Below are 16,037 nucleotides of genomic sequence, written 5' to 3' on the forward strand. Positions count from 1 at the left end.
TAAGAATCGTCATATCCACGTCAATCCTATGCATCAAAAGCCCTTCGTTCGTTGGATGTTAACATCGAAGAATCGCAATTTGCGTTCAGCTATATTAGGGAATACTTCCATGGTGACTATTAGTATATCATCGATGTATTCACCGTCTGCATAAGACGGAAACCAGAAACCAACCCAGCGGAATGCATTCAATAGGGAGGATGCTTGGATTTTGTTGGGAAAAGTGGAAATTGGCTCAATCTTTTGGGGTTCCCCGGTCTTGCTGACGGAAATAACAAATTCGATTTTCTGGGGTTCAAGCACCTCGTCCATTTCGCCTTCAAACCACTCTTCTAAGTGTTTTCTCAAATAGTTGGTAAAGCCGGTGTATTCGTCAATAGTACACGATTTACCAATCATCGATTCTGCTCGGCGGAAAACATCAAAAGGCACCAGCTGATACCTCGGCTCCTTATCAAACGTTTCGTCTTTAAAGGCTTCATATCCACTTATGAATTGGCCATTCCGGTAATGTTCATGCCCAGCACCAACCTTCTTATTGTTATCAAAGATATATTCAATAATCCAATCGCCGTGCGGCCGGCCGGCCACCACCCTCCCTTTGCGATTGTATCGTACATATCCAAATTCATTATAATCGTCTGTTCTAATGGCAAACTCATACCTTCCGTTTCCGTTAGTGACGCGCTGCCGCCCACGATTGTCCCAAAAATTGTATATCCACATGCCTTGCACATCATATGCTGCCTCAAGTAGCGGCTTACCATCCGGATAGTAAAATTTCCACTTTTCTTGGGGAATATTCTGTAAATAAGACACCTCCCATTTCAGTTGGCCATTGGGGTGGTAAGCCTTAAATTCGCCCTCCTTCCTACCATCTCGGTAATTCCCACGTAAAATCGTCGTGCCTTGGTTATTGAAATCAGTAAACTCACCTACGAACGTCTGTAATTGGAAATCATATCTCCCTACCCGCTCGATGGCCTTGAATTGGCAGTTTTTATCGGCAAGGTAATAATTATCATCATAGAAAAAACGAGTCATCCCGTTGGGAGCCGCTTCATAATATACAGGTTCATATATTACGGTATCTAAGCCATCCGCAAAAACAGTTGATGCGGCAACCAACCATATAGCTATCAACAAATGCACCTTCATATTCCGACCCGTTGTTTAGTGTGCCTCCAGCCAGTTACGCCCCTCTCCAATCTCCACTATAATAGGTACGGACATGGTCAAGGCATTTTTCATATGCTTTTCTACCAACTCTTTGAAAACAAGGACCTCCGTCTTTGGCACATCAAAGACCAGTTCGTCATGCACCTGCATGGTCATCTTTCCTTGCAGGCCTTGCCGCCTGATGTCTTCATGGATGGCGATCATCGCCACCTTAATCATATCTGCGGCTGAGCCTTGGATGGGAGCATTGATGGCATTTCGCTCGGCAAAACCCCGTACGGTTTGATTAGCTGAGTTGATATCCCTCAGATAACGTCGTCTTTTAAGTAACGTTTCTACGTAGCCGTTTTCCTTCGCAAAATTGATCGTATCATTCATGTATTTCTTGATACCTGGATATTGAGCAAAATACTGCTCGATGATCTGTGCTGCCTCCATGCGGGGGATTCCCAAGTTTTGCGAAAGCCCAAATGCAGATTGGCCATATATAATCCCAAAATTGACAGCTTTGGCATTCCGTCGTTGTTCGGATGTGACATCTTCCAACGGTATACCGTATACCCTGGCCGCCGTAGCTCGATGCACATCCAATCCTTGTGCAAAGGCCTCCAACATGCCTTCATCGCCACTCATATGGGCCACCAACCTTAATTCAATTTGCGAATAATCGGCAGATAGAATCGTATGGCTGTCGTCCCTCGGAATGAAAGCCTTACGGATTTCGCGGCCACGTTCCGTTCGAATGGGGATGTTTTGCAGGTTAGGATTGGTAGAGCTCAGTCTCCCGGTGGCGGCCACCGCTTGGTTATATGAGGTATGCACCCGCCCAGTAGCCGGGTTAATTAATTCAGGTAAGGCATCCACATAGGTCGATTTGAGCTTTTGCAATTGCCTGAATTCCAAGATATCCTTTACGATATCACTTTTAGAAGCCAGCGCCAAAAGCACATCCTCCCCAGTCTTATATTGTCCAGTTTTTGTCTTTTTGGCCTTAAGGTCGAGCTGTAATTTATCGAAAAGCACTTCGCCCAATTGCTTGGGCGATGCAATGTTGAACCGGACCCCAGCTTTTTCATAAATGGTTTTTTCGGTTTCAAGGATACTTTTTTCCAACATCTCTGATAGCTGCTTGAGCACCGATATATCGATATTGACACCCGAACGTTCCATATCAGCAAGCACATGTACCAATGGAAATTCCACGTTCTGTGCCAGATCAATGGCTTCTGCTTTTTCCAGCATAGGCTTGAAGACCGCTTTCAATTGGAGGGTGATATCTGCATCTTCCGCAGCATATTCCTTAATGACTTCCACATTCACATCTTGCATACTGCCCTGCTTTTTACCTCGAGGCCCAATAAGACTGGTAATCGATACAGGGGTATAGCCTAGGTAATTCTCAGCCAATACATCCATGCCATGGCGGGTATCGGGGTCAATGAGGTAATGGGCCAGCATCGTATCGAACAGCTGCCCCTTCACCGATACCCCATAGCGGGCCAATAGCAAGATATCATACTTGATGTTTTGTCCGATCTTCTCAATAGTTTCGTCTTCAAATACAGCTTTGAAGTATTCCAACAGGCGCAGACTTCCTTCCTCATTGGCTGGGGCAGGAACATACCAAGCTTTGCCTGGTTCGATAGCAAATGAAAATCCTACCAGGTCGGCAGTGTTGGCATCTGTTCCGGTTGTTTCCGTGTCAAAACAGAAGCACTTTTGCGTCGACAACAGCGCGACCAACGCTTGCTGTTGTTCCACCGTATCGGCTAGTAGGTACTCGTGTGGCGTATTGCTGATATTTTTACCAACTGCTGGCGGTATATATTCACTTTCGGCTGCGGATATGTTTTGGAGATTGCCCGTTATATTACCGAATAAATCCATCTGCTTACCCGTCGTTGGCTTCGATTCCGAAATATTAAATTCCTCCCCAAATACGCGCTTACCGAGTGTTCTGAACTCCAATTCGGCAAAAAGAGGTTCAAGTGCTTCCTTATTGGGTCCATCGAGCTCCAAAGCAGTTTCGTCCAATTCGATGGGTACGTCCAATTGGATGGTGGCCAATTTCTTGGAAATCAGTCCTTGTTCGGCAAAAGTCTCTAAATTTTCTCGTTGCTTTCCTTTGAGCTGGTCGGTATTAGCTAGGATGTTTTCCATGGAGTCAAAGCGCTTGATCAAATCCTTTGCGGTCTTTTCACCGATGCCAGGAATACCGGGAATATTGTCTACCGAATCTCCCCAAAGGCCGAGGATATCGATAACTTGGCATACGTCCGATATTTCCCATTTCTCCAATATCTCCTTTACCCCCAGTATTTCCGCACCATTACCCAACCGTGCAGGCTTATAGATATAGATATTATCGCTCACCAATTGCCCGAAATCCTTGTCAGGCGTCATGCAATATATGGTATATCCTTTTTTCTCAGCTTGCTTGGCCAGCGTTCCAATGATATCATCAGCCTCATAACCATCCATTGCAATGATTGGGATATTGAAACCCTCCACGAGCTTATATACATATGGGATAGCAGCAGCCAAATCCTCAGGTATGGCTTGCCGGTTAGCTTTGTAGCTTTCAAACTCGGTATGACGATTTGTGGGCGCCATGGTATCAAATACTACCGCGATATGGGTTGGTTGTTGGGATTTCAATACCTCAAGCAACGTATTGGTAAAACCCATGATGGCGGATGTATTGAAGCCGGCAGAGGTGAGCCGGGGAGTCTTGCTCAGTGCAAAATAAGCCCGGTAAATCAGGGCCATGCCATCTAGTAGGAAGAGTTTTTTCACGTGTCTTCGACTTATTGGTATGGATACAAAGATAGGATATAGATTTGAAATTGATGACCACATCATCGATCTCCCGCCACCGCTCACCAAAATACAATTATTTTTACGACTTTTGTAGCAATGGCAACATACGTATTGGTATATAATTTGATGAATGAATGAAAGGCCTCGTAACGAAGTCGACAGGAAGTTGGTACGAGGTGCTTGTGGATAATACACCATACAAGTGTCGAATCAAGGGCAAATTCAGAACCAAGGAAATCAAAACAACCAACCCCATTGCCGTGGGCGATTGGGTGGATATCACACCGGAGCCTGAACAATACACGGCCATTATCACTCAGCTGTATGAACGGCAAAACTATATTATTCGCAAGTCAGTAAACCTCTCGAAGCAGGCGCAGATTATCGCAGCCAACCTTGACCAAGCCTTTTTGGTGGTTACCTTGGCCTCACCGTTTACCTCATTGGGGTTTATTGATCGTTTCTTGGTTACTGCCGAAGCTTATGATGTGCCTGCGGGGCTCGTATTCAATAAACTGGATTTATTCAGCGCCGAAGGGATAGCTATTTTGCATGAATATGAAGCCATTTATAAAACCATTGGCTATCCTTGCTATGAAGTATCAGCACTTAAGGGTACAAATATCGATGTCATCAAGGGTTTATTCCATGATAAGACGACATTGATTTCCGGGCACTCAGGCGTAGGGAAATCTACCTTAATTAACGCCCTCTATCCAGAAGCAGCATTGCGTACAGCCAATATCTCCGATTGGTCTGATAAGGGAAAACATACCACTACATTTGCCGAAATGATTATACTTCCATTTGGTGGGCGACTCATAGACACACCGGGTATCCGAGAATTGGGCATCATTGATATCGAACAACAAGAGTTAAGTCACTTCTTCCCCGAAATGAGGGCCCTCATGAATGCATGCCGTTTCAATAATTGCCGCCATATCAATGAACCGGGCTGCGCAGTGCTTGCGGCGGTAAATGAAGGGGATATAGCGTCGAGTCGTTATGATAGCTATCTCAGTATCTACCACGGCAATGACACACGAGCCTGAGGAAAGCCTTTTGACTGTTGAGAAATTTAGTTTAAGTTTGACACATTAAGTCATACAACCATGTACCATTTGATAGAGGAGACGGTAGCATTCATCAAGCATTGCATAGTCAATTTCACTCCTGAATTCGGCATTATTTTGGGCACAGGATTGGGCAAGTTGGTTGATGAGATTGAAATAACTCATCAACTGATGTATGCCAACATTCCTAATTTCCCAATTTCGACCGTAGAGTTCCACTCTGGAAAGCTTATTTTTGGCAAACTTAATGGCCGTCGTGTGGTGGCCATGCAAGGACGCCTCCATTATTATGAAGGCTACTCGATGCAACAGATTACCTTTCCTGTACGTGTAATGAGGGCTTTGGGCATCCAAAAATTATTCGTATCCAATGCCTCCGGATCACTCAACCCGAATATCCTTAAGGGCAATTTGGCCATCATCGATGACCACATCAACCTATTACCCGATAATCCGCTGCGTGGCGCTAACGACAACCGTTTCGGCCCCCGCTTTCCCGACATGAGCCAGCCATATGACATCAACATGATTCGTGAGGGTATGGAAATAGCTCAAAAACATAAAATCACCATGCATTCTGCCGTATATGTATCGGCTCAAGGCCCTAATTTAGAAACACGGGCCGAGTACCGCTTTATGCATTTGATTGGGGGAGATATTGTAGGGATGAGCACTGTTCCGGAAGTTATTGTAGCCAACCACATGAGCCTACCGGTTTTTGCCCTTTCGGTGGTTACAGATGAAGGGTTCCATGAAGACCTCCGTCCTGTCTCGCTTGAGGAAATTATAGAAGTGGCTTCCACGGCTGAACCGAAAATGACACTTGTATTGAAAGAATTGGTAGCTTTGCAGCAATGAACGGTCACCTGCGCATTTTGTTGCTCATACTGTGTTCCTTTTCCTTCCTCTCCGCATTATATGCTCAGGAGGAAGAAGAATGGAGTAGCGCATTGGATTCTGCAAGAGCCGCAGAGGATAATAAGGAAGACACCGTGATTTATACAGCAAGGTATGTGCGTTACACAACTTTGGCTATGATGAAGCGAGGAACATTTACCTACCAGATAGACACACTCCATAAGAATCTCCAGTACTATAACATGCAAAACCAACCCCGAAACCCGAGCATAAATTTGGGCAGCTACGGGTTGGCCACGCGCGATTTACTCTTCATTCCCGATAAAACTATCGGATTCCAGACCGGATTCCGTAGTTTGGAACGGTATGTATACCAACCGGATTCCATCAAATATTATCGTGCCCGAGCCCCTTTTTCGGAGTTGTACAATGTGGGGTTCTTTTTTGATGACCAAATTATCCGGGCCAAAGTAACCCAAAATATCAATCCGCAGCTCAATATCGGGGGAGAATTCCATGCGGCAAGAGCAGACGGTTATTATACCAACCAACGATACAATGACGTGAAAGCCGCCGTGTTTTCATGGTACGAATCGCCGAACCGTCGCTACAACCTATTGACTAATGCGGTATTCAATAGGCTTATCGCTACGGAAAATGGATCCATTACAAACGACAGTGTATTTACCGATGGGGAAACGCGCGCCAGCAATGAGGAGTCGACCCGTTTGCGGGCGGCCCGCGATGAGCGCCCGAGACATACCTGGCGCGACAATAGTTTTTTCCTCAGACAAAGCTTGTTTGTGGGTCGATTGGATACCATCCATGCGGGAGAACCAGAACAACAATTATTGCCGACCAACAGCATGTCGCATAGTTTCAGCTTGCGTGCACACGATTTCCAATTTTACAAAAATGAGGAAGACGCCAACGATGCTTTTCCGGTTGGTGAAAGTGTATTAACACAGGACACCACCCGCCTTACTACCATTACTAATGATTTTAACTATAGTTTTTACCTGAGAGGCAAATCATTGGCTTTTGTTAAAAATGAAGTGAAGCTCGACCTTGGGTACCAACACAACATGTATTGGTATCGAGATAGGGGGTATAATACGTCTTCACAAAATAATATACTTAAAGCAGGCATTGGCTATCGTTTTAGTGACCGCGTAAGCATTACCGGAGATTTTAACCAGATTGTGCAAGGCAACAACTTTGGTGATTACCTTTATGAAGCCAAGGCAAATATCTTGCTCAGCAAAACTATCGGTCGTATCGTATTGGGGGCCTATACCCAAAATAAGTCACCAGAACAGCTGTTTCAGCGGGTCAATTACACTTATCATCAGTGGGCGCATGATTTTGATAAAACGAAGACCACCAATTTGTCATTTGCTTATGAAAATGCCAAGCTTGGGTTTACAGGTAAGGCAGAATACTTCCTTATAGCCAATCACCTCTATTTTAAAGAGGTCGACAATGATAATTATGATCCACGATTGTTCCGCGTCATTGAGCCCGCCCAGTTGGGGAGCAACATCAACTTACTCAAGATTTCCGTAGGTCAGAACTTCACATTGGGCAAGTTCCATTTGGATAATTATGCCGTATATCAAAAATCAGACTACAACGATGTCCTTGCTATCCCAGAGCTCTATACTTGGCATAGCTTTTATTTCAACAGTCAATTATATAAGGTCGTTGATTTTAATCTCGGTTTTGATGTCCGGTTCAACACCCCGTTCCGTACCCCTTCCTATGCCATCAATATCGGTCAGTTTTATAATGATAATGATAATGCAGGCATCGAATTTTCCACGTATCCCATCCTGGATGTATGGACCACTGCAACCATCCGGCGAGCCAATATTTTCCTCAGCTATAATTTTGTAAACCAATATGTTTGGCCCACAGGCTATTATACCGTGCGCAGATATCCCATGAATAATGCCAATCTGCGCATAGGCATCGCTTGGAAATTCTATGATTGATAGTACCCGTATTCATAAGCCTCTCACCTGCATTTATAAGTCGAAAAATCTAAAATACCTAATATTAGGTATTGGTTTTTAAGTAATTATCCCCGATATTGACCTTAATTTTGGTGGGCAATATAAAGTGCTTTATCATAATCTGGGTTTGCTTTTTTCAATTTTCTACAAATATTGCTAGGATACATATTGACCATAACCTAAAAGATCGGCTGATGAATACTAACACCCTGTATGGTATCTTACTGAAATTGTATAACACATTTAAGCTTAACGGCTTTTATATCCTCTTGGCCTTATTGGTACCCATAATCTTATGGAAAGTACAGGTAGGTAGGGACATCATAGCAAGCTTGGCAGAAAACGGGGAGCAACATTATATCAATATCCCTTTGCTGGTTGCCTCGTTTTCCATGCTAGCGATAAGCAACTGGGTAATCCCTGTATTAGCTATCGATATTTGGAGATTCATTTTAAAACGCCGCGTTAAATCACAGTGGTTATATCTTGGCCTCATCGGGCTTTATAACGGCAAAGATGTGAGTAACATTAACCAGCAGCAAACACACCCGATAAACAACAACCGGCAATTCCCGATACGGTATTTCGCCAGTCTTCCTTGGGTGGTTTTTCTGTATGTGACAACCTATTCCTTCTTCCCCAACCATCCCCTTGTTCCAATCGTTACCATTATTGTTTTGTGTGCCTTTATTATGGTAATAGACAAGATATACCGTAAACGGCGGGTGCCACCGCTTTTCCAGCATCTATGGGACAATGCGACTCGGTGGGGAAACAGCGACAGAAAAAGAGCACTTCACTATGTAGCCTCGATTGGCTTACTGTTTGGTTTATTCCTAGTCATCATCGGAGGATTGGGATTTTGGCTACGTGATAGTGTAAAAGGGTTGATGTGGTTGGTAATCAGCTCCAACTTCATAGCAATCTTGATTATTTATGCTTATATGAAATTTTCAGAAAATGTGGATGCGCGGTCTGCCGGCACTTCATATTTTGTCAGCAAGTACATCCATATTCTCTCCCTGACGCTAACACTTACCGCGGCTGTGTTATTGCAATGTTGTAATGGCATCAGGTGGCCAATTGAAATCAGTTTCTTTTCCCCGGTTTTCATTTTGATCATCGTAATTTCTCTTTACCTCTTCCTGGCTGATGTACTCATTACCACGCAGCTCAATATCACATGGATTTATAACAGCAGGCCAGAAAAATACGACCTTGTTAATGGAGAAAAACCAGGAAAGCCCGTATCAGTATGGTATAGGCCCATTGTACGTTTTGTCGCTATTGGGTTCATATTCTTATTTTTTTTTAATACGATTAATTCGCATCGAATCCGCAAAGAAATGGCACAGCCCGAAAGGGAGTATACGGCAGCCTTGAGGCCCAAGCTGGTAGACTATTTCGATAACTGGATAGCACATCGTTCAGCAACGCCTGGCGATACACTAAAGGTGTACTTAATATCTGGCCAAGGCGGAGGCTCTAGAGCGGCGGTATGGTTTTTTATGGCCATGAATTACTTGGATAGTTTGGAAAGCACGGGTTCATACCGCTTTGCAGACCATGTGTTTTCCATTTCCACGGTATCGGGTTCTACCTCCGGCGCCGCCATGTACCTCGCCGATCGCTATTTGGATGTGCCATCGCAGGCGACGTCGGTGGTACCACGGCTCAAAACCATTTATGCTAAAAATTATTTGAGCAGTTCATTTTGGGGTGCACTAATCGGCGATGGTTTCGAAGGAATCAAGCATGAAGTGTTTGACCGGCTTGCGGGTATACAACGGGCTTTCCCAAAGGATAGAAATTATTATTTTCAGCAAGAGGAAGTAATGGGCTATTCGGACGCCACACCTATACGGCAAGCGGATGAAATCAGTGGGTTCTTTGAAAAAGACTACCTCACACCGTATATAACAAGCCTTGCAAATGGGCAATCGGGATTGACTGCAAATGATGTGGAATTCAATTATACCCTCCCGTTGTTATTTATCAATAGCGCTGTCGTAGACCGGGGTGAACGGGGCGTATTTTCGCCGGTGGATTTGGGAAGTTTTAGCCTTGGCACGGATTTGTATGGTTTATTCAAAAAACACAACAGGCAATACAATATTCCCTTGATAACATGTGTGAACCAAAGCCAGGCTTTCCCCATCATCAATGCATATAACTACCTAGATGGTGTTGGAAGGTTGATTGATGGCGGTATTTATGAAAACTCTGGTACGACCACCACGCTTGAAATTTATGAGACACTTAAAAACCATTGGAATACCAAACATGACGCACCTTATCACGTAAGGTTTGTATGCATCAATATTGTGAATACCAACATGGATGCCGAAAAGAGCGAAGTTCGCTTTCGTCCGGCTTCAGTACTCAACACCCTTACAGCGGCATTTCAAAGCCCTTTTGGCGGACATGAAAGTTTTAGCTATCGGAATATCCTAAGGAAGGTAACCGCTCCAGATACGGCCTATTCGATTCAGTTAATCAGGCCAGTACCCCTCACCCGTATGCTTCAAGCTGCAGCCGTTGACACGATGTATGTGGCTTTACGTGAGACGGGTATTGATTGAATGGAGCAGTTGTTTCTCTTTGATTTGGACACCTTTATTGGGGCTTTGAATTTGTCTAATTATCAAGCTCTTCTAACCACACGCGGCTGGTCCAGAAGATAAGCTTATCAATGATCATCCTTTTCCTGATGGTCTATAAATAGACCATACATTTAGGCAAGAATAAAAAACACCCGCCGATTGGCGGGTGTCTGTGGGAGCTACTGGGTTCGAACCAGTGACCCCCTGCTTGTAAGGCAGGTGCTCTGAACCAGCTGAGCTAAGCTCCCATTTATTTTACCATACTTCGGGCAACATTCTGTCAGCTGTGGCTCTGCTTGTAAGGCAGGTGCTCTGAACCAGCTGAGCTAATCTCCCTTTATTTTTCTTTTAACCCTTTTGGACAGTGACCCTCCCGATGTAAAATCGGGATGAGCTGAACCAGCTGAGCTAAGCTCTCTTTATTTGGGAATGCAAATATAGCGCAGTTGCGGGACTTTCAAAATTATTTTTTCACTTTTTTTACACGGTTATCGCCCTAGCAGTTCAATGCAATAAATTTAGTTTGTTTCCAAAAAGCAGAATATGCATTGTCGCTATACATTGATGCAACAATCCGCTTTTATTTGTGTCTATATAGTTGTAGTTTTACATCTCCTTGTTAGGTATTTGCTTTTTACTTCACAAGTTCCATAAATTTTCAAATACATGAAGCACGCTCGCATATTAATTGTAGATGACGATCCAGATGTATTGACCGCTGTACGCCTGTTGTTAAAACAGAAGGTAGGCGAAGTCATCACCGAACATAATCCTGAAAATATTCCGGCCATCTTATCCAAGGAAATGCCCGACTTGGTATTGCTTGACATGAACTTCAAAAGCACCATCAATACAGGGAACGAAGGCCTATACTGGCTTAATCGCATTAAAACAAGCAAGCCTGAGTTACCTGTGATCATGATTACGGCTTATGGGGCCATCGATTTAGCCGTCACATCGCTTAAACAGGGTGCCGCTGATTTCGTGGTCAAACCTTGGCAGAATGAACAGCTGATGGCTGTTATTGCTGGCTTGTTATCCAAAAAAGACAACAAGAAAGTTGCCGACAACAAAACAGGGACTGACCTTGAGCTCATCGGAGAATCCGAAGTTATGCAAGATCTCCTCTACAAGATTAGCAAAATTGCCCCTACCGATGCCAACATCCTTATCCTGGGAGAGAACGGAACGGGAAAAGACCTCATCGCCACCGCCATACATAAGCAATCCCGAAGGGCAGATAAGCCTTTTGTAAAGGTGGATGTAGGAGCGCTTACGGAAAGCTTATTCGAAAGTGAGTTATTCGGTCACAAAAAGGGAGCATTCACCGATGCTCGGGAGGATCGTATAGGACGCTTCGAAGCTGCCAATGGCGGTACGCTCTTCCTTGACGAAATTGGCAACATCTCCCTGCAGCAACAAGCCAAACTGCTCAGCGTACTTCAAAACAGGCAAGTCATCCCGCTAGGCAGCAACACTCCAGTTTCAATAGATATCCGATTGGTCTGTGCCACGAATGTACCATTGGCCGATTTAGCTAACGAACATCGATTCCGAAAAGACCTGATATACCGAATCAACACGGTTGATTTGCAGGTACCCCCCCTTCGGGAACGGGGAGAAGATATCCTTCGGATTGCCCGACATTTCCTGGGGAAATATGCCCAAAAATACATGAAGTCTACCATAGATCTCGACAAAAGGGCTGAGCAGAAACTGCTCAAATACCACTATCCAGGTAATGTCCGTGAACTGCAATATAGCATTGAACGGGCAATCATCATGGCTGAAGGTGAATCGCTCAAAGCCGAAGACCTCATCTTTTCTCCGATTGAACATGTTCCAGAAAACAGCAAGAATAAAACCAATATACCCGATGAACATAACCTTGTTGAACTGGAGCGTATCACCATCAGTAATGTAGTAGAAAAACATGGCGGAAATATCAGTAAGGCAGCCAAGGAATTGGGCATTACCCGCACGGCCTTGTATAGAAGATTGAGCAAATACGATATTTAAGAATGCGGCGATTCAGGCGGTTGATATTTTTCCGGGCAGTACTGCTAATGGGAGCATTGACTGGCTTGGCTTACTTACTATTTCGACAGGAATACTTATATGCGATGTTGTTAACCCCATTTTGTATCTGGATGTTGACACTCAATTTCCGCTCGCAGTCACGTGCATACCGTGAGCTCGAAGAATTTGCCGAGGCCGCGCGTTACCGCGATTTTACGCGCCACTTTCCGCTCAGTCATGCCACCGCAGAATTGCTACCCTTAAGGAGTGCGTTCAATGAAATCAATAACGTATTCAAGAAAATTAGTAGCGAACGCGAAACCCAATACCAATATCTACACCAAATTTTGGAAATTGTAGACACGGCCATCCTATCATATGATACCACTTCTCACGAAATCGTATGGATGAATGAAGCATTCAAAAAACTCTTTGGCATTCCTTATTTACATCGATTTGAAGGCCTGAAACGTAAAAACGCGGACCTCTATCAAAAGACATTACAATTGGTGCCGGGCGAACAGACCCTGCTCACTGTAAATTCCGCAGGAGGGAATATCAAGCTGTTGCTTACCGCCAGTCATTTTCAAACACCTGAAGGGAAATACCAGCTTGTAGTGTACCAAAATGTCAATGAAGCTATCGATGAAACGGAAGCCAAAGCTTGGCAAAAACTGCTTAGCGTGCTGACCCATGAAATCATGAACTCCATTGCGCCCATATCTTCCCTTGCAGACACATTGAAAAGCCGCTTGGATGGAATGCCCAACAGCGAGGAACTGGAGGATATCCGGTTGGGCACAGAAACCATTAAGCGCCGGAGTGAGGGCTTGCTCAAATTCGCGGGCACTTATCGCTCACTCAACAAAATTGAGCGACCAAATATCGGCAAGGTATACGCATCCGATCTTTTTGAAAATCTTTACCAACTCATGGAACCATCCTTGATACAAAAAAATATCGAGTTGGACATTATCTTGAAAGACACCCAGTTGCAACTTGAATTGGATGTAAATCTCATCGAACAGGTACTCATTAATCTGTTACTAAACGCCATGGAAGCGGTCAAGGAGATCTCCGCTCCATATATCTCCCTCTCCGCTTCCGCCAATGAGGGAAAGCCGCAAATCAAGGTAAGTGACAATGGGAAAGGAATCCCCGCAGATTTGCTCGAAAATATTTTTATTCCGTTCTTTACCACCCGAAAGACCGGAAGCGGTGTGGGGCTTACACTCAGCAAGCAAATCATGCTATTGCACGGAGGCAATATCTTGGTACATAGTGAGGAAGGTCACGGCAGTGTATTTACACTGCAGTTTTAAAATAGCCCTGATTTTATATCAAGGTTCAAATATGGTCGGTGAGAAGTAAAGACACTTTTTCACATAGCAAATTAAATGATAAATGAAGATACTAATGGTTTGTTTAGGCAATATCTGCCGCTCACCCTTGGCACATGGTGTATTGCAACACTTGGCCGATAGCGAAGGATTGGATTGGGTGGTCGATTCGGCAGGCACAGGAGGCTGGCATGTAGGCGAACCGCCAGACGACCGGGCCGTTGCTGTTGCCGGGAATCATGGAATTGATATTAGCTGCCAACGGGCCCAACAGTTCAACCCCCGTCACTTCGATGAGTATGACCATATATTAGTGATGGATCGAGAAAATCTGAATCGAATCTTGGCCTTGGCTGAATCGCAACAACAACGCAGCAAAGTAAGGTTATTTCTCGAAGACAGCGAAGTACCCGATCCATATTTTGATAGTCGCTTGTTTGAGTTGGTATATCAGCAAATAGAAATACGTTGTAGGGAATTGCTGCGGATCTTGGGGAAATAAAAAAAGCGTCACCGAAGTGACGCCTTTCCAGATACTAAAACAAACAGTTCATACTATACTAAAGTAATTTACCGTTCTTTTTCAACTTACCCTTATGAAGGAATATGGTCACAAGGGAATGTTATATTGTTAAAGATTTTTCTAACACATATGTTCTCTTATAGTCAGGAATATTGTGCCAAACCGAAATATTGAACCCACTAGGTAATGCCTTTCATCGCATCATACCAAAAGACTAAGCTGACTATCAACCTAGTAATTGATTAAATCCAATATATACAATAGTTTTTTCTACGAGCGACCGTTATCTTTAAGTGGTGTCGTTATTATTTCTGTAGAAACAATTCCCCAAAGTGTTGCCGGAAAAGGTGATTTGTCACACAGTTGCTGTCCGATGAAAAGACGCGGAAGACGAAAACCGCCCGACGAACAAAACAATAAATACTTATCTTTGTACCGTGAATGCTTCAGAAATCAACAAAAAATGGACGGCTTTGCAGCAAGAGACAGCAAAGCAGTTCGAGATGGAAATACCAGATATCAAAGTGCTTTTGTTTCTCATTGGTGTACAGGAATTGGGCAAAGGCCCAATGAAGTTCAACAAAAGACAGAAGGAGGAATTGATGCATATTGCTACTTGCCGACTATTCAGTGCAATGGGCTTTTATAAGCTGGAAGGGCTTGATCAAGATGGCTGGCCTCATTGGCACCTCGTCAATCCTATACCAAACTACACCTTACTGGAACAGGAAATGATTATCAAGTCGCTCATTATTGACTATTTTGATGAAGTCTATCAGTAGGGATAGGCCTATTGCTTAAAGGCATAACATAACAAATACATGAAGAAAACCATTATATTAATTACCCTCATCGCATGGCATGTTATATTACATGCAGCCAATCCACCCCACAAATATGTACGCATTATCACTTCCAAAGGCGAATGCCTGTTGAAGTTGTACGAAGAAACGCCATTACATCGTGATAATTTCACCAAATTAGTCCGTGAGGGATATTATAAGGACTTGTTATTCCACCGTGTCATCCAAAATTTCATGATTCAAGGGGGCGATCCCAATTCTCGGTATGCCGCAGAGCGGCAACGCTTGGGAGAAGATGGGCCAGACTATACCATTCCCGCCGAATTCAACGATAGCCTCTTCCATAAGAAAGGGGTTATAGCAGCAGCACGCGATAATAATCCTGAAAAGGCTTCAAGTGGATCCCAGTTTTATCTTGTACAAGGGCGTATATTTACGGATAGGGGCCTAGATAGTTTGGAGCAAATGCGCCTTGGTGGACGCAAAATCCCCTCGTACCAACGCCAAGTGTATAAAATGCTTGGTGGCGTGCCCCATCTCGATCAAAATTATACTGTTTTTGGTGAGTTGATTTCAGGGGTGTCGGTAATCGATAGTATTGCTACAGTAAACACTGATCCGAACGACCGACCGCTGGAAAACCAACGTATGGATATGTATTTGCTTACTAGGAGAGAAGCCATTAACCTTGAGCGGGAGCTAGCTGGTTTCGAACCCAAAAACAACATATTGACTAAATTTTTAGATTTATTCAAGCCAAAATATTAATAGTTGTCGACGACCAGTGATGAATTACCGACCACT

At 44.0% G+C, this 16,037-nt stretch carries 11 protein-coding genes and 1 tRNA gene; 9 read left to right on the forward strand and 3 right to left on the reverse strand.

All coding sequences use genetic code 11. The features are described from left to right. Positions 1 to 33 precede the first annotated feature (33 nt). A complete protein-coding gene (locus tag NF543_RS16915) occupies positions 34 to 1,158 on the reverse strand; it encodes a toxin-antitoxin system YwqK family antitoxin (RefSeq protein ID WP_257669362.1) in 1,125 nt (374 codons plus the stop codon). A gap of 15 nt (positions 1,159 to 1,173) precedes the next feature. Beyond that, positions 1,174 to 3,975, reverse strand: a complete 2,802-nt coding sequence (gene polA, locus NF543_RS16920; RefSeq protein WP_257669363.1) for a DNA polymerase I — start codon at positions 3,973 to 3,975, stop codon at positions 1,174 to 1,176. 158 nt (positions 3,976 to 4,133) lie between these two features. On the opposite strand from polA, the gene rsgA reads away from it, so the two are divergent. The 4 genes from rsgA (at position 4,134) to NF543_RS16940 (ending at position 10,527) form a co-directional block, all read left to right on the forward strand. Next, complete coding sequence (gene rsgA / locus NF543_RS16925; protein ID WP_257669364.1) at positions 4,134 to 5,051, forward strand: ribosome small subunit-dependent GTPase A; 918 nt, start codon at positions 4,134 to 4,136, stop codon at positions 5,049 to 5,051. Positions 5,052 to 5,111: 60 nt separating this feature from the next. Beyond that, on the forward strand, positions 5,112 to 5,930 hold the full coding sequence (locus tag NF543_RS16930; RefSeq protein ID WP_257669365.1) for a purine-nucleoside phosphorylase: 819 nt from the start codon (positions 5,112 to 5,114) through the stop codon (positions 5,928 to 5,930). After that, positions 5,927 to 7,924 carry a putative porin gene (locus NF543_RS16935; protein ID WP_257669366.1) on the forward strand — a complete coding sequence of 666 codons (1,998 nt, stop codon included), beginning with the start codon at positions 5,927 to 5,929 and terminating at the stop codon, positions 7,922 to 7,924. Before NF543_RS16930 ends, NF543_RS16935 begins: the two co-directional genes overlap by 4 nt. Before the next feature lie 215 nt (positions 7,925 to 8,139). Then, positions 8,140 to 10,527 (forward strand): hypothetical protein, encoded by a 2,388-nt coding sequence (locus tag NF543_RS16940; RefSeq protein ID WP_257669367.1) that lies wholly within the window; start codon positions 8,140 to 8,142, stop codon positions 10,525 to 10,527. Positions 10,528 to 10,721: 194 nt separating this feature from the next. Here the strand turns inward: NF543_RS16940 and NF543_RS16945 are convergent. Beyond that, positions 10,722 to 10,796, reverse strand: a tRNA-Val gene (locus NF543_RS16945). A gap of 418 nt (positions 10,797 to 11,214) precedes the next feature. On the opposite strand from NF543_RS16945, the gene NF543_RS16950 reads away from it, so the two are divergent. The 5 genes from NF543_RS16950 to NF543_RS16970 all read left to right on the forward strand — a co-directional run bounded on the left by NF543_RS16950 (position 11,215) and on the right by NF543_RS16970 (position 16,001). Then, the gene (locus NF543_RS16950) at positions 11,215 to 12,567 is read left to right on the forward strand and encodes a sigma-54-dependent transcriptional regulator (protein ID WP_257669368.1); all 1,353 of its coding nucleotides are present in this window, start codon (positions 11,215 to 11,217) and stop codon (positions 12,565 to 12,567) included. A 2-nt stretch (positions 12,568 to 12,569) separates the two neighbouring features. Beyond that, complete coding sequence (locus NF543_RS16955) at positions 12,570 to 13,889, forward strand: sensor histidine kinase (protein WP_257669369.1); 1,320 nt, start codon at positions 12,570 to 12,572, stop codon at positions 13,887 to 13,889. An 82-nt stretch (positions 13,890 to 13,971) separates the two neighbouring features. Continuing rightward, positions 13,972 to 14,409, forward strand: a complete 438-nt coding sequence (locus NF543_RS16960; protein WP_257669370.1) for a low molecular weight protein-tyrosine-phosphatase — start codon at positions 13,972 to 13,974, stop codon at positions 14,407 to 14,409. Between the two features lie 458 nt (positions 14,410 to 14,867). After that, positions 14,868 to 15,212 carry a hypothetical protein gene (locus tag NF543_RS16965; RefSeq protein ID WP_257669371.1) on the forward strand — a complete coding sequence of 115 codons (345 nt, stop codon included), beginning with the start codon at positions 14,868 to 14,870 and terminating at the stop codon, positions 15,210 to 15,212. Between the two features lie 39 nt (positions 15,213 to 15,251). Then, positions 15,252 to 16,001 carry a peptidylprolyl isomerase gene (locus NF543_RS16970; protein WP_257669372.1) on the forward strand — a complete coding sequence of 250 codons (750 nt, stop codon included), beginning with the start codon at positions 15,252 to 15,254 and terminating at the stop codon, positions 15,999 to 16,001. Positions 16,002 to 16,037 lie beyond the last annotated feature (36 nt).

It is taken from the genome of Parapedobacter tibetensis, assembly GCF_024704835.1.
Lineage (GTDB): Bacteria > Bacteroidota > Bacteroidia > Sphingobacteriales > Sphingobacteriaceae > Parapedobacter > Parapedobacter tibetensis.

Bases quoted from the DNA above. Each gene is read 5' to 3' on its own strand.
- NF543_RS16915 (WP_257669362.1), bottom strand. From the start codon at position 1,158: ATGAAGGTGCATTTGTTGATAGCTATATGGTTGGTTGCCGCATCAACT.
- rsgA (WP_257669364.1), top strand. From the start codon at position 4,134: ATGAAAGGCCTCGTAACGAAGTCGACAGGAAGTTGGTACGAGGTGCTT.
- NF543_RS16930 (WP_257669365.1), top strand. From the start codon at position 5,112: ATGTACCATTTGATAGAGGAGACGGTAGCATTCATCAAGCATTGCATA.
- NF543_RS16935 (WP_257669366.1), top strand. From the start codon at position 5,927: ATGAACGGTCACCTGCGCATTTTGTTGCTCATACTGTGTTCCTTTTCC.
- NF543_RS16940 (WP_257669367.1), top strand. From the start codon at position 8,140: ATGAATACTAACACCCTGTATGGTATCTTACTGAAATTGTATAACACA.
- NF543_RS16950 (WP_257669368.1), top strand. From the start codon at position 11,215: ATGAAGCACGCTCGCATATTAATTGTAGATGACGATCCAGATGTATTG.
- NF543_RS16955 (WP_257669369.1), top strand. From the start codon at position 12,570: ATGCGGCGATTCAGGCGGTTGATATTTTTCCGGGCAGTACTGCTAATG.
- NF543_RS16960 (WP_257669370.1), top strand. From the start codon at position 13,972: ATGAAGATACTAATGGTTTGTTTAGGCAATATCTGCCGCTCACCCTTG.
- NF543_RS16970 (WP_257669372.1), top strand. From the start codon at position 15,252: ATGAAGAAAACCATTATATTAATTACCCTCATCGCATGGCATGTTATA.